Source organism: Fusibacter sp. 3D3 (assembly GCF_001748365.1).
Lineage (GTDB): Bacteria > Bacillota > Clostridia > Peptostreptococcales > Acidaminobacteraceae > Fusibacter_A.
On sequence record NZ_BDHH01000011.1, the window covers coordinates 71,976 to 94,967 of the forward strand.

The 22,992-nt window shown below is 37.8% G+C and carries 22 protein-coding genes and 2 pseudogenes; 16 read left to right on the top strand and 8 right to left on the bottom strand.

Going from position 1 to position 22,992, the window contains the following annotated elements; translation table 11 throughout:
- Positions 1-15 precede the first annotated feature (15 nt).
- A pseudogene (locus F3D3_RS13410) lies at positions 16-588 on the bottom strand (NADH-ubiquinone oxidoreductase-F iron-sulfur binding region domain-containing protein); the annotation flags it as partial.
- 131 nt (positions 589-719) lie between these two features.
- On the opposite strand from F3D3_RS13410, the gene tnpA reads away from it, so the two are divergent.
- Positions 720-1,142, top strand: a complete 423-nt coding sequence (gene tnpA, locus F3D3_RS13415; RefSeq protein ID WP_069871175.1) for an IS200/IS605 family transposase — start codon at positions 720-722, stop codon at positions 1,140-1,142.
- 125 nt (positions 1,143-1,267) lie between these two features.
- Here the strand turns inward: tnpA and F3D3_RS23365 are convergent.
- The 7 genes and pseudogenes from F3D3_RS23365 to F3D3_RS13450 form a co-directional block, all read right to left on the bottom strand.
- A pseudogene (locus tag F3D3_RS23365) lies at positions 1,268-2,479 on the bottom strand (NAD(P)H-dependent oxidoreductase subunit E); the annotation flags it as partial.
- A 12-nt stretch (positions 2,480-2,491) separates the two neighbouring features.
- Positions 2,492-2,887: a ferredoxin gene (locus tag F3D3_RS13425; protein ID WP_069874681.1), complete on the bottom strand. Its 396-nt coding sequence runs from the start codon at positions 2,885-2,887 to the stop codon at positions 2,492-2,494.
- Positions 2,888-2,889: 2 nt separating this feature from the next.
- Positions 2,890-3,393: an NAD(P)H-dependent oxidoreductase subunit E gene (locus F3D3_RS13430; protein ID WP_069874682.1), complete on the bottom strand. Its 504-nt coding sequence runs from the start codon at positions 3,391-3,393 to the stop codon at positions 2,890-2,892.
- A 276-nt stretch (positions 3,394-3,669) separates the two neighbouring features.
- Positions 3,670-5,604 carry an FtsX-like permease family protein gene (locus tag F3D3_RS13435; RefSeq protein ID WP_069874684.1) on the bottom strand — a complete coding sequence of 645 codons (1,935 nt, stop codon included), beginning with the start codon at positions 5,602-5,604 and terminating at the stop codon, positions 3,670-3,672.
- Positions 5,591-6,355 carry an ABC transporter ATP-binding protein gene (locus F3D3_RS13440; protein ID WP_069874686.1) on the bottom strand — a complete coding sequence of 255 codons (765 nt, stop codon included), beginning with the start codon at positions 6,353-6,355 and terminating at the stop codon, positions 5,591-5,593. Before F3D3_RS13440 ends, F3D3_RS13435 begins: the two co-directional genes overlap by 14 nt.
- Before the next feature lie 148 nt (positions 6,356-6,503).
- Positions 6,504-7,505 carry a HAMP domain-containing sensor histidine kinase gene (locus F3D3_RS13445; RefSeq protein WP_069874687.1) on the bottom strand — a complete coding sequence of 334 codons (1,002 nt, stop codon included), beginning with the start codon at positions 7,503-7,505 and terminating at the stop codon, positions 6,504-6,506.
- A complete protein-coding gene (locus F3D3_RS13450; RefSeq protein WP_069874689.1) occupies positions 7,486-8,175 on the bottom strand; it encodes a response regulator transcription factor in 690 nt (229 codons plus the stop codon). The genes F3D3_RS13445 and F3D3_RS13450 overlap by 20 nt, the downstream gene beginning before the upstream one ends.
- Before the next feature lie 110 nt (positions 8,176-8,285).
- Between F3D3_RS13450 and F3D3_RS13455 the strand changes: the two genes are divergently transcribed.
- The 15 genes from F3D3_RS13455 to F3D3_RS13525 all read left to right on the top strand — a co-directional run bounded on the left by F3D3_RS13455 (position 8,286) and on the right by F3D3_RS13525 (position 22,990).
- A complete protein-coding gene (locus F3D3_RS13455; RefSeq protein WP_069874691.1) occupies positions 8,286-8,981 on the top strand; it encodes a metallophosphoesterase in 696 nt (231 codons plus the stop codon).
- A gap of 25 nt (positions 8,982-9,006) precedes the next feature.
- Positions 9,007-10,020 carry a hypothetical protein gene (locus F3D3_RS13460; RefSeq protein ID WP_069874692.1) on the top strand — a complete coding sequence of 338 codons (1,014 nt, stop codon included), beginning with the start codon at positions 9,007-9,009 and terminating at the stop codon, positions 10,018-10,020.
- A gap of 135 nt (positions 10,021-10,155) precedes the next feature.
- Positions 10,156-10,488: a hypothetical protein gene (locus F3D3_RS13465; protein WP_069874694.1), complete on the top strand. Its 333-nt coding sequence runs from the start codon at positions 10,156-10,158 to the stop codon at positions 10,486-10,488.
- A 317-nt stretch (positions 10,489-10,805) separates the two neighbouring features.
- A complete protein-coding gene (locus F3D3_RS13470) occupies positions 10,806-11,492 on the top strand; it encodes a metal-dependent hydrolase (protein WP_069874696.1) in 687 nt (228 codons plus the stop codon).
- On the top strand, positions 11,482-12,225 hold the full coding sequence (truA, locus tag F3D3_RS13475; RefSeq protein ID WP_084389032.1) for a tRNA pseudouridine(38-40) synthase TruA: 744 nt from the start codon (positions 11,482-11,484) through the stop codon (positions 12,223-12,225). The genes F3D3_RS13470 and truA overlap by 11 nt, the downstream gene beginning before the upstream one ends.
- 60 nt (positions 12,226-12,285) lie before the next feature.
- The gene (gene larC, locus F3D3_RS13480; RefSeq protein WP_175438376.1) at positions 12,286-13,635 is read left to right on the top strand and encodes a nickel pincer cofactor biosynthesis protein LarC; all 1,350 of its coding nucleotides are present in this window, start codon (positions 12,286-12,288) and stop codon (positions 13,633-13,635) included.
- A 17-nt stretch (positions 13,636-13,652) separates the two neighbouring features.
- The gene (gene larE, locus F3D3_RS13485) at positions 13,653-14,486 is read left to right on the top strand and encodes an ATP-dependent sacrificial sulfur transferase LarE (RefSeq protein WP_069874833.1); all 834 of its coding nucleotides are present in this window, start codon (positions 13,653-13,655) and stop codon (positions 14,484-14,486) included.
- A 3-nt stretch (positions 14,487-14,489) separates the two neighbouring features.
- Positions 14,490-15,236 (top strand): nickel pincer cofactor biosynthesis protein LarB, encoded by a 747-nt coding sequence (gene larB / locus F3D3_RS13490; RefSeq protein WP_069874700.1) that lies wholly within the window; start codon positions 14,490-14,492, stop codon positions 15,234-15,236.
- A gap of 177 nt (positions 15,237-15,413) precedes the next feature.
- Positions 15,414-17,060: a hydroxylamine reductase gene (gene hcp / locus F3D3_RS13495; protein ID WP_069874702.1), complete on the top strand. Its 1,647-nt coding sequence runs from the start codon at positions 15,414-15,416 to the stop codon at positions 17,058-17,060.
- A gap of 494 nt (positions 17,061-17,554) precedes the next feature.
- Entirely contained in the window at positions 17,555-18,427 is an 873-nt protein-coding gene (locus F3D3_RS13500; RefSeq protein ID WP_069874703.1) for a YafY family protein, read from the top strand.
- 105 nt (positions 18,428-18,532) lie between these two features.
- Complete coding sequence (locus F3D3_RS13505; protein ID WP_069874705.1) at positions 18,533-18,976, top strand: pyridoxamine 5'-phosphate oxidase family protein; 444 nt, start codon at positions 18,533-18,535, stop codon at positions 18,974-18,976.
- 295 nt (positions 18,977-19,271) lie between these two features.
- Complete coding sequence (locus F3D3_RS13510; RefSeq protein WP_069874707.1) at positions 19,272-19,838, top strand: sigma-70 family RNA polymerase sigma factor; 567 nt, start codon at positions 19,272-19,274, stop codon at positions 19,836-19,838.
- On the top strand, positions 19,839-21,200 hold the full coding sequence (locus F3D3_RS13515) for a DUF4179 domain-containing protein (protein WP_069874709.1): 1,362 nt from the start codon (positions 19,839-19,841) through the stop codon (positions 21,198-21,200).
- A gap of 220 nt (positions 21,201-21,420) precedes the next feature.
- Positions 21,421-22,158, top strand: coding sequence for a transcriptional regulator (locus tag F3D3_RS13520; protein ID WP_069874710.1), 738 nt, complete (start codon positions 21,421-21,423; stop codon positions 22,156-22,158).
- A complete protein-coding gene (locus F3D3_RS13525; protein WP_069874712.1) occupies positions 22,151-22,990 on the top strand; it encodes a serine/threonine-protein kinase in 840 nt (279 codons plus the stop codon). The genes F3D3_RS13520 and F3D3_RS13525 overlap by 8 nt, the downstream gene beginning before the upstream one ends.
- The last annotated feature ends 2 nt before the right edge of the window (positions 22,991-22,992 follow it).

Here is a 22,992-nt window from a genome sequence, read left to right on the forward strand (position 1 = left end):
AGAATACCCCCTTCTTTATGGTCGGATTACTGCGTCGAATTTACATGCCGTATAGCATGCGCCACAAGCAATACATTTTTCTGCGTCAATGACATGTTTTTGCTTTGGTTTGCCTTCGATACAATTTACTGGACAAACTCTTGCACAAGCGGTACACCCAATGCATTTATCTGCATCGATTTTGTATTTAGCAAGGGCCTTACATGCACCCGCAGGACAACGTTTATCCTGAATATGCGCAAGGTATTCATCGTAGAAGTATTCAAGTGTGCTCAGTACAGGATTGGGTGCTGTTTGGCCAAGACCACAAAGGGCACTGTCTTTGATCATTTTACCGAGGTTTCGAAGCTTGGTGATGTCTTCCATAGTGCCTTCACCAATAGTGATTTTATCTAAAATTTCATACATTCTCTTAGTGCCAATCCTGCACGGCGTACATTTGCCACAGGATTCATCCTGAGTAAAGTCTAAATAGAACTTCGCGATGTTGACCATACAATCGTCTTCGTCCATAACGATCATACCACCAGATCCCATCATGGAACCTATGGCTTTTAAACTTTCGTAATCAATAGGTGTATCTAAATGACAATATTAATCCCCCAGCTATGCTGGGGAGAATAGAGTAAACAGAAGTGTTACGTCGATTATAATAAAGCCTCCTATGTTACAATGATAATGGTGTCGTAAGCCATATCAAAACATAGGAGGCGGTCCCAATGGACAATTCAAGTTTATCACACTGTAAGTGGAAATGCCAATACCACATAGTTTTTATACCTAAGTATAGAAGAAAGGTGATGTTCGGACAAACAAAGGCAGATATAAGAGAAATATTGAAGAAGTTATGTGAATATAAAAAAGTAGAAATAATAGAAGGAGCAGTATGTTCAGACCATGTGCATCTATGTGTTAGTATCCCGCCTAAGCTATCTGTATCAGAGTTTGTGGGATACCTAAAAGGTAAAAGTGCGCTCATGATATTTGATAAACATTCAGAGCATGGAAGCAAATGGGATAGGAAATTTTGGGCAAGAGGCTACTATGTATCAACAGTAGGAAACATTACAGAAGAAGCCATAAAACGTTATATTCAAGAACAACAAGAGGAAGCAAAAATTGAAGAAACAAAAAGAAGATAGCCTCTTTTAGAGGCTGTTGGTAGTAAAGCTTGCGACACCCGCCTTTAAGGCGTGCAAGTAAACAGCCCTTATAGGGCTAATTTCAAACCACCACTTGAAGTGGTGGTTGATGACTCGAGTTTGGTGATGACGCCACCAGATGGCCCACCTGTTTGGACAGCCTTGAATTCTTTACCATCGATGATGCCACCACCGATATCATAGATAATTTCTCTTAGAGTCGTGCCCATTGGCACTTCCACAAGACCAACATTGTTAATTTTACCTGCAAGGGCAAATACTTTAGTACCTTTTGATTTTTCAGTACCAATACTGCTGAACCACTCAGCGCCTTTTAAAATAATAGGCGCCACATTAGCAAAGGTTTCAACATTGTTGACGCTTGTCGGTTTTTTATGATAGCCCTGAATAGAAGGATAAGGCGGTTTTTTAGTGGGTTCACCACGGCAACCTTCCACAGAGTGAATCAGTGCAGTCTCTTCGCCACAGACGAATGCGCCAGCACCGAGTTTTATTTCGATGTCAAAACTAAAATCAGAACCAAAGATGTTTTCGCCGAGCAAACCAAATTCTTTAGCTTGTCCCATAGCCACTTGAAGTCTAGAAATAGCAAGAGGATATTCTGCACGGATATAAATAACACCTTTACTTGCACCAATAGCGTAGCCTGCGATGGCCATTGCTTCTAGGACTGAGTGTGGATCACCTTCTAGAATGGAACGATCCATAAAAGCACCGGGATCGCCTTCATCAGCATTGCAGATGACATATTTTTGATCCGCAACAGGTTTGCGTGTGAGTTCCCATTTGAGTCCTGTGGAGAATCCACCACCACCACGGCCTCTGAGGCCACTGGCCTTAACTGTTTCGATAACTTGTTCTGGCGTCTGCTCAGCAAGTACTTTGCCAAGTGCTTCATAGCCATTAAAAGCGATATATTCATTGATATCTTCAGGATTGATTAAACCACAGTTTCTGAGTGCAATCCGATATTGTTTTTTATAAAAACTCATTTCATCATGCTTAGAAAGATTGATTTGAGTTTCAGGTTCTTTGTAAAGTAGTCTCTCAACGGGTCTACCTTTGATAATGTGTTCGTTGATAATATCGTCGATATCATCAAGACCAACCTGAACATAAAAGACGTTTTCAGGGTGAATTTTGATAATAGGGCCTTGACCGCAAAAACCAAAGCAGCCTGTTTTAACCACGCTGATCTCTTGATCATAGCCTTTCTCCACTAATTTACTCTTCAACAAATCTACCATTTCAAGGCTCTGTGCAGAAACACAACCAGTACCGCCACAGACCATTATGTGCGTTCTTTCTATAGCCATAGTTCCCCCTCCTTATAATGCACTGTTAAAAGTTTTGATAAGCACATGATCATCAACGATGATGCCTTGTTTAATATATTTCTCTATGATGTCTTTTGCAGTAGCTTTATCGACGTTACCATAGATAATAGGCTGCTTACCAGGTACATTGACTTGAACAGTAGGTTCACTATGACAATAGCCCATACACCCAACTTGCACGACTTTTATATGATCGATGGCCTCAGCACTGATGATGCTCACCAGTTCATTGAGCACCTCACGGCTGCCTGCTGCGATACCGCAAGTCGCCATGCCCACGAGAATTTCGATTGTTTGATCTTCCGAATCACCAGATTCACGAAGTTTTACTTTTTTGATTTGATTATCACGGATTTTTTTGAGTTCATCTAAAGATTTAATAGGCATGGTTATTCGCTCCTTTCGCTATTTTTATAGGTTTCGATAATACCGGCTACATCAGAAGCTTTAACGTGACCGAATACTTTATCATTGACCATGACTACAGGTGCAAGTCCACAGGCCCCTATACAGCGCACATCATTCATAGTAAAGAGACCATCGGGTGTCGTTTCGCCAAACTTGACACCAAGCTGTTTCGTAAATTCATCGACGACTTTATCAATCCCTTTAACAAAACAAGCGGTTCCCATGCAGATACTAACTGTGAATTCGCCACGTTTTTCTTGCGTAAAATAGGAATAAAAGCTAACGACACCATAAACTTTTGATGCAGGGATTTTGAGCTTACGAGCAACATAGAGTTGTAGCTCGCTTGGTAAATACCCAAATAGATCTTGAGCTTTATGAAGCACTGCAATAAGGGCATCTTCCTTTGACGCTTGTGCATCAACGAAAGCATCTAGTGCTTCAAGTTTTTCTTTAGCGTTATCAAGACTAAAAACATCTGCCATAAATAAACCATCCTTTCTATTCTCGCTGCTTTATGAACACAAACGATTGTGGTTCGTTAAAAAATAGACGTACCACAGATCATTTTTACCCAAAAAGATTGAGTTCATACAAAAAAGTTATGCATAAGTCAGTATGTTCTCAATTTTCAGATAATTCAATTATACAGTTTTTGGTACAAAAAGAAAAGGGACTATTACAAATCTGATTTGATTTGCCAGAGTCCTTTTTCTTTTTGAGGGCTATTTTGCAACAGCAGTACAGCCTTTGAGAAATATTTATTTTCCAGAAATGGCGGTTCTGTAATAGTACTGCACCGTTAAAAAGTAGAAGCAGAGATAGATGAAAATATACATGCCAACGGATATGAGTATAGGCACCACAAGCGAACTCATCATAAGGGTTTCAAATGCGCGTAATGCAAAGAGTGCGTGTAAAATCCCTAAGATGATTGGCAGACTGAACATAACAGCCATTTGCTTGTAGATCGCTTGCTTTATCATAGGATGACTGTAGCCGATTTTTCGCATAATAGTGTACTTATCTTGATCTTCTTCGGCCTCATTAATCATTTTGAAGTAGAGAATTGAGCCGGTTAGGATTAAAAAGACAATGCCCATGAATATTCCAGAGAAGAGCATGAGCCCTTTCATGTCACCAAGATTGATATAATTTTTATAGAAGCTATACAATTCAACGCCTTCATATGAATTCACAATAGAGCTGAGAGCCTCATCAAGTTGTCCCGCTTTTTTATCATCTTGTATGCTATAAGCATGAAAATATGTTTTTAAAGGCGCGTTGAGTTGATTGTAAGCGTCATCTTCTAGGATATAAACAGGGGACTCTCTTTGGGTGGTGAGGTAGTAAGGCAACACGCTAGAAATTTTTAATTCATGTGAGGATTGATTGGCGGTGTAAATCTGTTTGATACTACTATAATCATACCATCCCTTTGCTGCATATGGATCCATCGCGATAAATTCACCTGAGGGTACAGAAATTTCGCTCAAATGGTGACTTTTTAAGTAGAGGTTTGCAGTGGATTCGGATACAAAGTAAGCGTCTCTATTTTGGGGGATATAAAAGGCATTTTCCTTGTTGGTATTCGTATCCTCTGAGACAACTTCAAGTGGAATAATGGAAGCTTCGATATTGTATTCATAAACCAGTGGATGATCGGATTTGCCGATTGTGTCCATAAAAGCAGAGGCAATCTTATTTTCTTGACTGAGATCATCATACTGATAAATATAGGCATGTGGATAGCGATTATGTGTGCTTTGGTCGTAGTCAAAGAAGAAGGAATAGCAAACGCCAAAAGCTGTTAAAGTCGTCGCACTTAATATTGCAATTAAAGCAAGTGTACGTGCATGGGTCCTAATGCGGTAGACGATATTGGAAATTGCAATTAGATGATCCCCTTTGTAATAAAAGCCTTCGAATCTTTTAAGCGATTTAGTAAAGGTTACAATCACTGATGAAAAGAGCCCAAATGTGCCGAGGATCACTAGAAGCAAAACAGCAAGTGCAATGAGCGCTAAATATTGATTGAGCATATGTTGTGATAAGTAATAGCCCAAGCCTAAGCAAGCAATAGAAGCTAATGATAAAATAAAACTCGTCTTAGGTTCTTTTTCTACTTTTTTAGAAGCTGAAAAAAGTTCGATAATTTGAAATCTATAAATTAGTGAGGCGCTGTGAATAGAAGCAACCACAAAGAGGATGACAAATATGATTCCCGTATCTAAAACCGCTCTAAGAGGCACTGAAAAACCGACTTCCACAGGGATTTCCATAAGTTTCAAAACCAGCATCATAAAAAATTTTGAAAATAAAATACCGATCAATATGCCCAAGGTAAGGCTTAAAACCATAACGAGCATATTTTCAATAAAGAGCATCCTTGCAACTCTCTGCTTGGGAACACCAAGAAGTGTATAGAGTGCTACTTCTTTTTTCCGTTTCTTCGTAAAAAAAGCATTACAGTACCAAATGAAGACTGCGGTAAATAAAACGAGAACTACACTGGACATATTCATAATCACTTGAAACTTCTGAGAAGTATCCGCAGCAAACATAATTTGAGAATTGTATTTGATTGAACAAAAAATGTAATAGAAAGTGATGGCAATTGTCACTGAAAAAATGTAAAGCAGATAGTTCTTAAAGTTACGGTGAATATTTTTGAGTGCTAAACTAGAGAAGGTCATTAATACCACCTCCAAGAGCCCCTAGTGTGGATATGATCTTATTATAAAAGGGCTTTCGGTTGCCATCGCTGTAGATTTCAGTGAACATCTTACCGTCTTTGATAAAGATAATGCGGTCGCAGTAGCTAGCAGCGTAAGGGTCATGGGTTACCATCAAAAGAGTTGCATTTTGATTTGTATTGAGTGCCCTCATGGATTCCAGTAGCTTTTGAGAAGATTTAGAATCCAGCGCGCCAGTGGGTTCGTCTGCAAGAATGAGCCTTGGCCGGTTGATCATCGCTCTTGCAGCAGCCGTTCTTTGTTTTTGACCTCCAGAGATTTCGCTTGGATACTTATGAAGAATATCGGTTATCCCAAGCAGTTTAGAGGCAGCTTCAATGCGTGTTTTTATCTCTAGTGAGGGGACGTTACCAATAGCAAGTGGCAGCAGAATATTTTCTTTTACATTTAAAGTGTCCAGCAAATTAAAGTCCTGAAAAATGAAACCGAGCTTTTCGCGTCTGAAATCGGCGAGCGCTTTTTTCTTGATGGTGGCAATGTCGGTTTGTTCGTAGAGAATTCGACCTGCGGTAGGCGTATCTATGGTGGAAATAACATTCAATAATGTACTTTTTCCGCTACCTGAAGGGCCCATAATGCCTAAAAATTCGCCTTCGTGAACTTCAAATGAAAAATGGTCCAGTGCTAAAGTCTGATTGTTTTTTGAACCATAGATTTTGGTGATGTTTTCTGCACATAGTATTTTGGTCATGGGTTGCTCCTTTTTAAAACTAAAATGACGTTGATTGTACTTTAAGTATAAGAGCATGTGAAGTTTATGACCATCGAATGAACTTACAAATGCGTGTGCTACCTTACAATTGTGTAAGGTTCCATCTTTGGGGGACGAGTGCTCTGGCTTAAGCTTTAAAAAGAGAGACGTCATAATAGTCGCTAGGACGTTTAAATCTCAGTGTGGCTGTCGTGAGATTAGCTTCTGAGGTGAGCCATAAATCATGACCTAATTTTTCGCAAGATTTCTTTGCAAGGTAGAGTCCCATACCTGTGGATTGATTTTGAGAACGCACATTAGAACCTGTGAAACCTCTTTTAAAGACTCGATTGAGATCAGAGGGTGCAATGCCGACGCCCTGGTTTTGAATCTTGAGAATGCAAAATGGGTTGGTACACTCTGTTTTAATTGTGAGTTTAGAGTGATGATCGGCATATTTGATGGCGTTAGAAATCAGTTGGTCTAAAATAAATTTTAACCATTTATCATCCGTGAGCACGTTAAGATCTTCGATATTGAGATCGATTTTCAGAGATTTTAAAATAAAAGCAGATTTAAATTGTTTAAAGGCGCGATTAAAAATATCATTTAAAGCATGAGATTTTATATGATAATCATCTGAAAAACTTTCAAGCCGAGCATAAAATAGCGTTTGATTGATGTAGTATTCTATACTGTCAATTTCTTTGTTTAGGTTTTGATGTGCAGTATCATAAGGTAAGGTCTCAAGGAGCATCTTTGCTGCCGAAAGCGGGGTTTTTATGCCGTGAACCCAGCTGTTTATAAAGTCTCTAAATTTCAATTGCTCCAGTTGATGCTTGGTGATATCATCATCCTTTTGACGTGTGGTCTCCTGCATGCGCAAGATCGCTTTACGCGTAACAGGATCTAGTGTAGAAGGCGGATCGAAGTCGAAATGGTCCAGCCAGTTTAAGTTGGACTTGAATTTTTGAAAATCCCAAATGAAAAATAAAACACTCCAAAAGAGAATGAGTCCATTGATGTAGATGATGCTCGAGAGGGTAAGCTTCATAAATGGATCAAGCATAAAAACAGAGGATATGGTTATCGCGATAATGAACTGGAGTATAAACCAAGTTTTGCGATATTTAAAATAATTTTTGAACATTTATGGAATACCCTTGCCCTTTCTTAGTTTGGAGCCAATCGGTTAAAGACAGTGACTCTAGTTTTTTTCGAAGACGATTGATGTTAACGGTGAGTGTATTGTCATCTACGAAGCTTTCGTGATCCCAGAGTGTGCGCATGATGTCTTCTCTTGTGACGATTTGCGGCGCTTTTTCAATGAGGCGCTTTAAAATTCGAAGTTCATTTTTGGTCAGTGGGGTCGTGGCATCAAAGTAAGTTGCGGTCATTTGGTCTAGGTTTAATATGAGATGCTCATACTCAATAAGTGAGAGCGTGTTGTCTTGGTAAGCGTAACTTCTTCTGAGCAGTGCTGTAATCTTGGCGAGCAAAAGGTTGAGATCAAAAGGTTTTGTAATGTAATCATCTGCACCGAGGTTGATCGCCATGATGATGTCCATGTTGCCATCACGAGAGGACATAAAGAGTATGGGCAATGTCGCATGTTCTCGGATCTTTTGACAAAAGTAATAACCATCAAATTTAGGCAGTGTGATGTCCATGAGGATCAGATGTGGTGCATAAGCAATAAAGTGCTCCATGACGTTATCAAAGTCTGTGACGATAGAAGCTTCGTAGCCCCATTTTTCGAGTGTATCTTTAAGGGTGGATGCGATTGTAAAATCATCTTCCACCACCATGATCTTGTACATTCTTACCTCCTGCTGTAATCTCATTGGATCGATTGCCTTTTAGTAGTATTATACTGAATTTTAGAATCAATATGAGGGTTTTAATTGAATTTTAAGATTGCATCTGAAATTTGATTTCTGACATTTATTTTGGGCTATGGTATAATGATTTCAATAATAATGTGATTGAGGTTGAAGAGATGCCAATCAAAGATGTCTTTAAAGAAAAGTGGCAATATATGACGGGGTCAATTTATATCCCGAAAGAACTTTTAGAGGCCAAGGGTGATTTACTTGTACATATAAGTGATACGCCTTTAATGAGCTACGATGCCATCAGCCACCTGTTAAAAAGACTTAATCCCAAATGGATTATTCATACTGGGGATTTAGTGGATAATATTAAACTTGAACTTTCCTTTTCAAAAATTGATCTCTATAGGCAGCATATTGCTAAACTCACAAGAATGTTAGAAATGACTAATAGTGAGGTATATATATCACTGGGGAACCACGATCACTATGATTCCATAATGGCACTTAATCCGCCTTTTCATATTTGTAAAAAAGCGGATGTGCTGACAATAGGCACATTTGCAATAGCTTATGCCCATTATATTGAACTCTTAAAAGCTTATGATGCCGATATTTATCTTTTTGGACATAATAAATATCACAAAACAGAGGTGAGCACAGGGGGACAGCTCTACTTAAATGGATTAGAACAGATTACCGTGATGGATATTACCAATAAACAGTACTTTTTTTTAAGATATCCCATTGGAACAGATGATTCGAGACTGCTTCGAATGAGGATAGGGATATAGAGGTATGTATGAAGGAGAGGGTCTTATGATGTCGTTCGTTAGAAGTGGTCCTAAGGTGCTCATTATTGAGCCTGAAAATGAAGCTAATTTTAAAAAGTTTATCTTAAAACATTTTGACAGCAAATTATTGCTCGAAACAGTTTTGACTTTTGATGATGCGATTTCAGAGATGAATCAGCATCAAACACTTGTCTATCTTGCGGATAATGCAAAAGAGAACATCCGAAAATTTAACCGAGAAAAATGTATCATTATTAACGAAGGGGCACAAAATTTTCTCATGTATGCGATCAATCACAACATGGCAACGGAGATCAGGCAGATTAGGAAAGCGCCTAGAATTGTAATCATGCAGGTGATCGGCAACATGGACTCGACGATTGATAACGTCGCGGATGATTTTGAGGGTGTGATTGAGCCCATTAAGGAAAGCTTTAATGGCCATACTCAAGGCACGGTGGTGTGTTTTACTAAAGCCAATATCAATAAAAATGTAAAATTCAGTGATATGTATGAACATGCGGTATTTACAGAAGTTCATTTTTCAGAAGTGATCAAAACATTAGACAATCATTCCTTAAAATATATCAATAGAAACTTGGATAAACAGGAGTGGTATGATTTGACCATTAAAATATATGACAGTTATGAAGCTTATAAATTACAGTATGACCGTTTGGTTCATGTGCTCGATAAGCTTGGTGCAGGCATTATATTGAGGGAAGGTTGGGGAGAAGATGCCGCTAAGATATTTCTCATCGTGGGCGTCTATAAAGTAACACTATTTACTTATCTAACGCCCCATGAAATTAAAAAGATATTACTTGCGCTGGAATATCTAGAAAACGGTGAGCGTATTGTGGATTATGATCTCTTCTATAAGAAGAAAAAAGTGCACTGGGATGAGGTCAGAATCAAAGGCGTCAGGGGGAAGGAAGCATTAAGTCTGCGCTATAGACACGAGCTCTACAAGAAGCTAGAACAAAAGGATGTTGAGACGTTAATAAATATGGAAGAATACATTTTTGTATCTCGATAAAGGTTAAGTAGAGCATAAGGTAATCACTTGAATTTTCAATTCAAGTGATTTAGGTGTTGTTTTTAGGCTTAATTTGGTATAATGGAATAAAATAATATGTATACAATATTGTCAATGAATTCGGAGGAGAAAGAAATGAGCATAAAATATTCAGTGGTCGCTGTTGCCTATAAGGATGTTACACCAGATGTTGAAGCAATCGTTAAAAAACACAGTATTAGAGAAATTGATGAGCCTTCTGATGTTGTTGAGTTTTCTAATTATGGGAGACAGTTTGATCAGGATGCGAGAGCTGGCATCTATTTAGAATGGTACCAAAAAAATATACTCAAGCATTTAGCGGAAGGCTATAATGTTGTATTGCTTGAAATTCCTTACTCTTCAGATAAATCTGTCATGGAAGTTCTAAATAGTATTGATGAAAAACTAGGGGATCATTTGCTTGTCATTGAACACGATGAAGTATAAAATTTGACTTTCACAGGTTAAACATTCCTGCTCCAAGCTGGACGAAGACTAATGAGTATATCATTGTCCGTCAAAACGATGTTTTAACGGGCCCGTCTTCGTCTAACCGCTTCTCGCAGGCTAAACATTCCTGCTCCAAGCTGGACGAAGACTAATGAGTATATCATTGTCCGTCAAAACGATGTTTTAACGGACCCGTCTTCATCTAACCGCTTCTCGCAGGTTAAACATTCCTGCTCCAAGCTGGACGAAGACTAATGATATGGCTGACGAAAGATTTTCGTCGGCTTTTTTAAAATTAAAAAGAGAGGTTGACAATGACAATTACTTTTTTAGGACATGCGGCGTTTTTAATAGAGACAGATCAATTTACATTGATGATAGATCCTTTTTTACAAAATGGGATTACCAAGATGAAGGTAGCTGATTTTACGCAAATCGACTATATCTTAGTGACTCATGGGCACGAGGATCATATCGGGAGTACGGTTGACTTAGCGAAGCAAACAGGTGCAACTGTTATTTTGAACCCCGAGCTTGCACATCATCTTAACAAGGTTGGCGTAAAGACACATACGATGCACATAGGTGGTAAAAAGAGTTTTGAATTTGGGAGTGTGAAGATGATCCCTGCACTTCATGGATCCTCTATCATGATTGATGGTGAACCAAAAGAAGGCGGAAATCCTTGTGGTTTTCTCATAGAGATAGAGGAAAAAATACTCTATCACGCAGGAGATACAGGTCTCTCTATGGAAATGCAGTTGCTTGAGTCGGCTGAAATTGACCTTGCGATGCTTCCGATTGGGGGCAATTACACGATGGATATCACGGATGCACTGAAAGCTGTTGGAATGATCAAACCTAAAAAAGTAATTCCAATGCATTACAATACATTTCCTATGATTCAGACCGATGAGGCGCTGTTTATAGAAGGTGTTAAGAAACTAAAATGTGGAACGGAAGCAATTTTATTAGGGGGGGATGAATCGTATGAACTATAAAATGGAAATCACCTATGAGGGGACAAAATATAGGGGCTGGCAAAGACTGAAAAATAGTGATATGACGATTCAAGGTAAAATTGAAGCTGTTTTATCCAGATTTTTAGGGGTAGAAACTGAAATTAATGGCGCAAGTAGAACGGATTCTGGTGTACATGCACTTTGTCAGCTTGCCAACTTTAAAACAGAGATGGCTGTTGATGTGTCTGAACTTAAAGCTTACATGAATCAATACCTGCCAGAAGATATTTGTATCCGAAATATTGGGGCGGTTTCAGAATCGTATCATGCAAGATTTGGGTCTAAAGAAAAGGTCTACCTCTATCGCATCTGGAAGGCAGAATATCCCTCTGTATTTGAAAGGCGAACAGTTACCCAATACAGAGGCGTTTCACTTGATGTTGAAGCTATGAAATCTGCAGCGCACATTCTCGAAGGTGAACATGACTTTAAAGGGTTTTGCACAGATAAAACGAAGAAGTCCACTGTGAGAAAAATTAATGCCATAACTTTTTCAGAAACAGATGAGGAACTTAAAATATTCGTTGAAGGCAATGGATTTTTGTATAATATGGTCAGAATTATTGTGGGCACATTGATGGAAGTTGGTTCGGGTCAAAGGACCGCGGAAAGTGTTAAACGCATTATAGAGACTGGCGATAGGAATATCGCAGGAGAAACAGCGCCGCCACAAGGCTTAATATTGTACAAGATAGAAAACAGTTCTGTGTAATAATTTCGGAAGGCGAAATAATTAAGAAAGTCAATTGGATGAGACTTATTTGAGGAGGCTATGGTGAAAACGTTATATTTAGATTGTTTTGCGGGCATCAGTGGAGATATGTTCATGGGAGCTATGGTGGATTTAGGGGTTGATTTTGAAATGCTAAAATCAGAGCTAAGCAAACTGGGGCTTGATCATGAATTTGATATAGAAATGAGAAGAGATTCAAAGCTTGGCATATTTGGTACAAAAGTAGATGTGATAGACCATAATCATTTGAGTCACAGTCATGAGGATCATAATGATGCACACGAGCATTCGCATGAACACAAGCATGCACACGAGCATTTGCACGAACATGTGCATTCGCATGAGGCGGATCACAGCCACGGGCATGCACATCAGGGTCACAATGGACATACACATGAAGCGCATCACGATCATAAACACGCTCATACACATGATCATGACCAGCTTAGAAATTTCGGTGAAATAAAAAAAATAATTCAAAAAAGTTCACTTTCGGAACGTGTCAAAGGGGACAGTTTAAAAATCTTTGAACTCATAGCAAAGGCAGAGGCGAAGATACATGGTAAAGCAGTAGATGAAGTCCATTTCCATGAAGTGGGTGCAATTGATTCTATTGTGGACGTGATTGGTGCTGCCATTTGTATGGCGTTGCTCGAAATTGATACTGTTTTAGCATCTCCAATAGAAGTAGGCGACGGCTTTGTTAAGTGTGCACATGGTAAAATGCCAGTGCCTGCACCAGCAACGGCTGAAATTTTAATAGGTGCCCCGACACTTTCAAAAGTCAAAGGCTATGAGATGACCACGCCAACAGGAGCAGCAATTATCAGCGCATTTGTAACCGATTTTCCCGAGAACAAGCGGATGAAAGCTCAAAAGATCGGTTACGGTATGGGAACAAGAAATTTAGAGATTCCCAATTGTCTTAGAGCGATAATCGTAGAGGATCAGAAAAACCAGTCTCAATGGATTATAGAAACCAATATAGATGATATGAGCTCTGAACAACTTGTGTTTGCAGAAGAGCGGTTGTTTGCTGTGGGAGCACTGGATGTCTATAAGACCGCCATCATTATGAAAAAGGGTAGACCAGCTATTAAAATGACGATCTTAGCAAAGACAGAAGACATAGAAGCACTTCAAAAGATTTTATTCACTGAAACCACAAGTATAGGATTGCGCAAGTATTCTGTGGATAAAGTGATGCTAGACAGAGCTTATCAACAGGTTGAAACTCAATACGGCAGCGTGACCATTAAAACAGCGCTTTTAGAGGGCAAAATTGTAAATCAAAAACCAGAGTATGAAGAATGCAAACGCTTAGCGCTTGAAAATCAGGTGACACTTTCTGAAATCTATAAAACAGTGAATGAGGCGTTGATGAAATGAATATAGAAGAAAGCACGATGAATATAAATCAGGCCATAGAGAAATTGAGAAAAGTAGAACCTAAATTTGAGATATTGTGTAAGACGCTAGAAGAAACGCCTTCAATTGTGGTGGCATTTTCGGGTGGCGTTGATAGTACATTTTTAGTGGCGGTTGCATCTGTGGTGGCAAGACGTGTTATGGCACTTACGGTGAGATCTCCTTATATCGCAACATGGGAAATAGAAGAAGCAGTAGATTTGACGAAAGTCTTAAATCTGGAACATCATATTTTAGAAGCGACGATTCCAGAGACTATAAAGTACAATCCAAGTGATCGATGTTATTTATGTAAACGCGAGATTTTTAGTAAGATCAAAAAAATAGCTGAAAAAGCGCATTACAATACGGTCTGTGATGGTTCAAACTATGATGATCTTGGTGATTATAGACCGGGTATGAGAGCACTTAAAGAGCTTGAAATCAAAAGCCCTCTCCTTGAATGCCAAGTCACTAAAGCTGAGATTAGATCGTGGTCGAAGACTTTAGGGCTTGAAACTTGGGATAAACCCCCTTATGCGTGTTTATTAACCAGAATGCCTTATGATACTTTGGTTGAACCAGAAGCACTTAAAATGATTGAAAAAGCAGAAGCCTTTATTATAGATATGGGGATTAGAGCGATCCGCGTACGAAAGCACAATGATTTGGCTAGAATTGAAGTGGATGCTAAAGAAATGTCTAAAATGCTCAATCTCAAGGTGATATCTAAGGTCGTAGAGGCGCTAAAAAGTTATGGCTTTAATTATGTGACATTAGATCTTGCGGGCTATAAAATGGGGAGTTTCAATGATACCCTTGAAAAGGAGTAATCTATGAATCAAAATCAATTAGAATCGTTATTACAAAAGGTTAAGCAGTCTGAAGTTACCATAGAAGATGCAATGAAAACACTTTCTGCGCTACCATTTGATGACCTTGGATTTGCCATGATTGATCATCATCGTCATCTCAGGGTGGGTTATCCTGAGGTGATTTATTGTGAAGGGAAAACCACAGAACAAGTGATAAAAATATTTGACAATATGTCTTCAAGACATGTCAATGTGCTCGCTACAAGAGCGTCAGCGGTACTTTATGAAGCGATCAAGCCCCTTTATATGGATGCGAAATACAATGAAGCCGCAAGAGTGATTACTTTGACTTATGAGGCAGTGCCTATGACGGATGACTACATTGCCATCGTTGCGGCAGGGACTTCAGATTTACCAGTGGTTGAAGAAGCTTATGAAACTGCAGTTGCATTTGGAAATCGCGTGGAGAAAGTCGTGGATGTTGGCGTTGCGGGTATACACCGATTGTTCGCAAGACTAGATGTGATTAGAGGTGCCAAAGTGGTCGTCGTTGTTGCGGGCATGGAAGGCGCGCTTGCAAGTGTTGTGGCAGGTCTTGTGGATAAACCTGTGATTGCAGTGCCTACCAGTGTGGGTTATGGAGCAAGTTTTGGTGGGATCAGCGCACTTCTTACAATGCTGAACAGCTGTGCTAGTGGTGTGACGGTGGTTAATATAGATAATGGCTTTGGTGCGGCTTATGCGGCATCACAGATTAATAGACTGTGAAATGTAACACATGTTACCGAAATCTCTTTTTAATTAATATATGATTAGCACATAAGGTTGAAGGCTATAAAGTAGATGGATAGGAAAATAGTTACAATATCCATTGCTGATTTGAATTGAGTTCAACTGCGAAAAGGTATTTAATTAAAGGGTATATAATTTGAAAGGAGATTCAAGATGAGTATGTTTTGTTATCAATGTCAAGAGGCAGCAGGCGGAAAAGGCTGCACTAAAATCGGTGTATGTGGGAAGACGGACAATGTGGCTAATCTTCAAGACTTATTGATTTATACATTAAAAGGGGTTTCTGAATACAATCAACAAGCAAGAGCAGCGGGGTTAAACACAGTTGAGGCAGATCAAGTGTTACTAGATGGACTATTTACAACTATAACAAATGCAAATTTTGATAAGCATGCAATTTCAGCTAAAATTGAAAACGCAATTAAAGTAAGAGATGCCATTAAAGCAACTTTAGAATCAAATGGTAAGCTTGCTGCTAAGGCCTATCATGATTCAGCAGTTTGGACTGGCGATAGAGCCTCTTTTGAATCTAAATCTACAAGTGGCGTAGGCGTTTTATCCACAGTGAATGAAGATGTGAGAAGTCTTAGAGAACTCATTACTTACGGCTTAAAAGGGATTGCAGCTTATGCAGAACATGCAGCAAACTTAGGTTTTGCAGATGAAACAATTTATGATTTCATCGAAAAAGCACTTCTCGCAACACTTAATGACAGCTTATCAGCAGACGAGCTCGTGGCATTGACACTTGAAACGGGTAAATATGGCGTTAATGTAATGGCACTTCTCGATAAAGCAAACACAACTTCTTATGGCAATCCTGAAATCACTGAAGTTAACATCGGCGTGGGCACAAAGCCTGCGATCTTAATTTCAGGTCATGATCTTAAAGATATGGAAGAACTTTTAGCACAAACTGAAGGCACTGGCGTGGATGTTTATACACATTCAGAAATGCTGCCAGCACATTACTACCCAGCGTTTAAAAAATACGATCATTTCGTGGGCAACTACGGTAATGCTTGGTGGAAACAAAAAGAAGAATTTGAATCGTTTAACGGACCGATCATCTTCACAACGAACTGTATCGTACCACCAGCAGATTCATATAAAGATAGAGTTTATACCACTGGTTCAGCTGGTTTTGAAGGCTTTAACCACATTCCAAATAGAGCAGATGGCAAAGCGAAAGATTTTAGTCAAATCATAGAGCATGCTAAGAAATTACCAGCACCAACAGAAATCGAAACAGGTAAAATCGTCGGTGGCTTCGCACATAATCAAGTGATTGCACTTGCAGATAAAGTGGTTGACGCTGTGAAAACAGGCGCAATCAAGCAATTCTTCGTTATGGCAGGCTGTGACGGTAGAATGAAATCAAGAGATTACTATACGGATTTTGCAAATGAACTTCCAAGTGATACAGTGATTTTAACGGCTGGCTGTGCAAAATACAGATACAACAAGTTAAACCTTGGTGATATCGGTGGCATTCCTAGAGTATTAGATGCAGGTCAATGTAATGATTCTTATTCACTGGCAGTTATTGCACTTAAGCTCAAAGAAGTCTTTGAACTCAACGACATCAACGCGTTGCCGATTTCTTATAACATCGCATGGTATGAGCAAAAAGCAGTAATCGTATTACTTGCCCTCTTGTACCTTGGCGTTAAAAATATCAAGCTCGGACCAACACTTCCAGCGTTCTTATCACCAAATGTAGCAAATGTTCTTGTTGAAACGTTTGGTATCAATGGTATTGGAACGGTTCAAGAAGATATTGTACAATTCTTAGGTTAATTTTAGAATTTTAAAGAACGTAGTAGGGTTCATGCAAAACTGGCTTTTGACAAAGCTAAAGAATTTCCAAAATAGAGAGATTGAAATAGGGTAAAATGAGGCCCCCATAAATCGTGCAGTATGTGCATGGATCTGTGGGGGCTTTGTTTGTGCAGATATCTTACAAAGCGTATATAACCCTTGAGGAGATGTCCCCCACTTCTCAAAGTGGGGGTTCATATTCCTAATTCATTGGGAGTCCAAACGCCCACTGAATGCAATCCGATAGGATTGTGCAAGTGTTACGAAGGTAGCGAAGCGGACTGAGTAGACGCTTTGATCCATGAATGATCTGGCAAGTGGTGAACTTATGGTGAAGTTTCCATTTGAATAGTAGATAAACGCCCGCAAATCTTATGTTAAGTGTATAGATTTGCGGGCGCTTTTAATTGACATATACATAAGATGTATTCTATTATTTACATAATAGACATTAAAAAACGAAAGGTAAAGCGATGAAAAGCGACAGACAACTGGCCCTTATAAATCTACTAACGGAGTATAAAATACTGACGGCCCCTATGCTGGCAGAGCGATTTGAAGTTTCCAAACGAACCATCAATAGAGATGTAGATGAACTTTGTCTGGCGGGCATCCCCATCGTTACAACACAGGGCAAAAATGGAGGCATATCTTTAATGGAAGGCTATACCATTGACAAACGCATTCTTAAGAAGGAAGAATTAAAGGATCTCGTCGCTGGCCTTAAGGGGATCGAAAGTATTCGTAAAAGCGGTGCACATAAGCATTTACAGTCTAGACTCTGTGATGATGAAAGCGATATGATCATAGATTTGGCCTCATATTATAAAAATAGTTTGTCCGACAAAATTGAGAAAATCAAAGGTGCGATTAGTGGACGTTATATTATAGAGTTTGAATACTATAATCCTAAAGGGCAGGAAATCAGACGTGCTGAACCTTATAAAATTATGTATAAATGGTCTGGATGGTATCTCCTCGCATACTGTATTGACAAAAAAGGGATGCGTGTTTTCAAACTCAATAGATTATGGGACCTTAAGGGCCTCAATCAGATATTTGAACCTCGAAAACTCAGTCAATCCGATTTGGAAATTGGAAGCCATATAGCAGATGATCGGCCAGTTGAAGTCTTATTTGATAAAAGTGTGACGTATTTATTGGTAGAAAATTATGGACCTGATTGCTATGTTGAAACCCCAGAAGGCAAACTTCACTTTAAGGGCTTTTATACAAATGAAAGTTATATCATCAGTTGGCTTCTCAGCTTTGGGAATAAGGCAAAAGTGATTGCACCAGAATCTCTTATTTTGAAACTGAAAGAAAATGTGATGATTTTTGATTAAATATATTTAAACATGACATATAGGTGTCGTGTTATGTATGTTAGAATGTTGTTACGGTTTACGGAATATTGAAGATCAAGCACTTAAATTTGAGGAGGTAACAACATGTATAAGGATATCTTTAAGAAGGCATCGGACATGGTCAATCATTGTGAGGTTGGGTACTTTTCTGTACTTGATGTGAATGGTTATCCCAGCGTTGCCACGAGATCAAACGTTAAATCCAATGGCATTACAGAAATCTTTTTTTCCACGGGAACCAGTGGGGATATGGCAAGTTCGGTCATGAGAAACTCTAAAACAGCCGTTTGTTTTAGAAATGAGGGCGATAACATTTCGTTAATTGGACAAAGTGAAGTCGTTACCGATATGGGGATTAAGAAATCATTGTGGGTAGATTGGTTTATCGATCACTTTCCTGGAGGCGTTGAAGATCCAGAGTACTGCGTGGTTAGGTTTACCACCGAAAGGGTTTCCATGTGGGTGGATAGAAAAGTCTATAAATTTGATATGGATGAGATTACAGGAATTGCAGGAACTGCAAAATAGCCAAAGCGATTGAATGAGATGTTGTTGGAGACTTTCTAATGTGATATACTGGGAAAAAGTAATTGAAACCTTCGAACCTTATTTGATGGCATGGATAGAGGCTCAAATTAAGTGAGGCATTTTCCGAATTCTGAGTCGTATAAATCCTGTTACAAATTAATCAATAAATTTGGAGCCTCCTTGTAATGATATTCAAGGGGCTCTTTTTTTAATCATTTTTTTATTTTGATATAAAAAGCAAACTCAATCCGACTTAATACATATAAGCGCTCTTATGGAGAGGAGAAATAATTTAATGAAGGTAAACGCACAAAATGTGATTTCACAGCTAAAAAAAAGAAATCCTAAAGCACTAGATTATATCGTTGACCAGTATGGCGGTTTAATTTATGCCATTGTTTCAAAGACGCTTTCTGAATTCAAGGGAAGTGGTAGTGTGGAGGAATGTATCAATGATGTTCTACTAGCCATATGGCACAACATCGATAAATTTCAAAAGACGAATAGTTTCAAAAGCTGGATCGCTGCCATTTCAAAATACAAGGCAATAGATTATAGGCGAAAACTGCTAAAAGAATTACGCAATGAAAATTTAGATGAACTGAATGTTGTGGTTGAGATTGGACGTGAAGACTCAACTTCAAGTAGAATTTTAGAAAAAGAAACTCAGGCAGAACTTGTTAAACTTTTGTCTAATCTTAAACCAGAAGATCAAGAGATTTTTATTAGAAGATATTTTGATGATGAGAGTACGGGTGAAATCGCAGCTCATGTGGGCATGAACAGGGCTGCAGTGAACAATAGATTGAGCAGAGGTCGAAAGAAACTGAAGGCAATCATTTTTAGTGAGGTGAATAAATAGATGAAAGACATATACGAACTTCTTAATGAAGCTGATATCCATTTAGACGAATTTGAAGAAAATATGCTTGATGAAGTTTACAGAAAAAAGATTAAAAAAAGAGCAAGGGGACAGATTGAAAATCGAAAAAATCCTTTTGTGCAAAGTTCAAAGATTGCGATTGTTCTTCTTTGTATTTTATTTTCTACAACATTTATTTCTTTTAAGATAAATCCAACTTTTGCAACGAGTATACCTGTATTTGGAAGTATCATTAAAGAAATTTCGGGTTATGGCAATGATCTCTTCGATCAGTATACAGCAGTGATCAATAAATCAGTAGAAAAAGATGGCATAAAGATTACACTGAATGAGGTTATGTTAGATAGTAATCAGCTCAGAATAGCGACAACGATTAACATTGAAAATGCTTATGAAGAAAATTTTTACCCTGCAATGCCAACGGTGTTTATCAATGGCAATATATTAAGGTCTCGTGGGGGAAGTGGAACTGGCGAATATATTGAACCAGGTACGTTGGTTAATATTTCTATGATAGAGGTACACGACACAAAGATTCCTTCAAATATCAACATGAAAATTATGTATGAAAATTTTTCGTATCTAGATAAAAAGGGTGAAAATAAAATGATAAAGGGTCCTTGGGTGTTTGATTTTGCGATCTCTAAAGCTGCGATTGAAAGCAAGACTGAAACCTATAAGCTCAAAAGAAAAGTGGTCTATAATGACGTGGAGATGTATCTAAAAGACATAACGATTACCCCACTCACAACACATTTGAAGTATACATTTAGGGGTAAAAGGCCAATAAATTTTTTAATAATGGATGAGAAGGGAAACGCACTGATAGAGGAAATGTCTGGTTTTGGAACGGGTCATTTGTTAGATATTTTATTCAGAAAAACGAGAGGAGAAGTGAACTTTTCTGCGGTACCAGAAGGCTCTAAGACACTTACCGTGATTCCGTATTATGAAAATAGAGGTATAGATCAAGATGAGATTAGAACAATTCCAATAAAATTCGAAGGTAAATTGCCACTTGAATTAGAACAAGATGATCAAAATAAGATTATTATTTATCATGTGGAACGCAGAGCTGATAAAGTCTATGTTGATTTCAAGACAGAGGGCATTTCTTATCAGATCCAAGAATATCGATTGTATCTATATGGTGATCAGAATGAACGCTTAGAGGGCATCGCAGATGATGAAAGCCGTTACAATGTTGAAGGTAGTGCTGATATGCTCACAGCTGTGTTTGAAGATCATCCAGAGAGCGCACTTTATTTTGGAACAGATACGATGGCAGATATAGATATAATTGAAGGGGCGGCGTTTACAATTGATTTAAGTGATCGGTAGTAAATATGTATATCAGAACAAATAATTAAAATTGAAAAAATTAAATATGAAGATTTATGGAAAGGGGTTGAAGCAAGACCAAAAGGCTCATACATTCAACTAAAACGGGCAAAGTAACAGTACTTAATCACAGAGGAGATGTTGTTTCCAGAACACTTAATAGCATATTGTAGGTGTTTACTATTTATGATAAAATTACGTTAAGTGGAGTGTGAAAGTGATGATAGAGATATATGATAATTATAAAGAATTTGGTATTTTAACAAGAAAAATTACTGAAGGTAAAGAGTTCGATATGGTAAGAAAATTTATTGATTTTAAGAAAAATGAATTCAATAAAACTTCAGAAAATGATCTTGCTATATTCATTGAGCCTAAAGTGAATAATGCGTATCCAGATGTTGTTTTTGTAGAATATAATCCAGATAATTATGAAAAATGGATACCAAACAGAAATAATATTTCTAATATAGAACTAAAAATTTTGTATCATATGATATCATCAGGTCCATTGAATGCAAGTGATATTGTTGCTCAATTAGGTGTTAATTGGAAAGATGTGATGCTTTCAGTTGAAAAATTATATGATTCTAAATTAATACAAAGAAGAAATAAAAATTGGAGTGTAAAAAGCAAGAAAACGATATTTTTAAACAAAATTGAAGCCGTAGAAGCAAAAATTGGTAAGGTAAATGATGTTTTGCAACAAGCAATAATTAACAAAGCTTTTGCTTCTGAAAGTTATATTTTGTCGAATAAAAATGCAAAAGTTAATGCCACATGGGATAAGTTTGAAGAGTTTGGAATTGGCATTTACTTGAATGAGGATGATCATTTTTTAAGGTACAAGAAATCAAATATTAATTCGTTTCCAGTAAGTTTTCAATCAATTTTATTTAATGAATGGATTGGAAGAATCTTAAATTCATCTGATTATAGAGGAGCAATTAATGATTAGTAATGGAGCTATTAAAGAAATTATTTCTGATTTTGAAATAATCAAAAGTTTTCCTAAAAGTGGTCAGAAAAGTGTACACTTAGTGAAAAATAAGAATGAGCAGTTATTAATTTTAAAAGTAGTTAGTGAATCTGATGAAAGAGTCAAACGAGAAATTGATATTGTAACACAAAACAAAATAAGTAATGTGCCAAAGATAATATCAGTAAATAAAATTGAGTATGAAGGTGAATTATATCTGTTAATATTTGAAGAATTTATTCAAGGTGAAACATTAAAAGAAAGATTAGTAAAAGAGAAGTTAACAACAAAAGAAAGTATGAAATTGTTGGAAAGTCTATTGAAAATCTGTGTTGAATTAGAAGAAATTGGTGTGGTGCACAGGGATATTAAACCAGATAATATTTTAATTAGGAAGGAAGAATTTTTTCTTATAGATTTTGGAATTGCAAGGTTGCTAAATGATAAATCATTGACTATGACTCAGGCTAAAATGGGACCACACACGCCAGGCTATGGAGCACCAGAATTGTTTCAGTATAGTAAAAAAAATATTGATTCTAGGGCTGATTTATTTTCGATTGGTGTAGTTGTATTTGAAAGTATAACTGGTACGCATCCTTTTATTACAGGTGATGAACGAGATGTAAATCAAATATGGTACCAAACGGTAACTGTAACACCTAAGCATTACATTATTAAAGGCGATACAGCTTCACAATTGATAGGTTTTATAATGACGTTAATGCAGAAACATATCACTAGAAGACCACCATCCGCCAAACAGGCTTTTGAGTGGTATAAAGCAATAGTGCCAACAATAATATATTAATA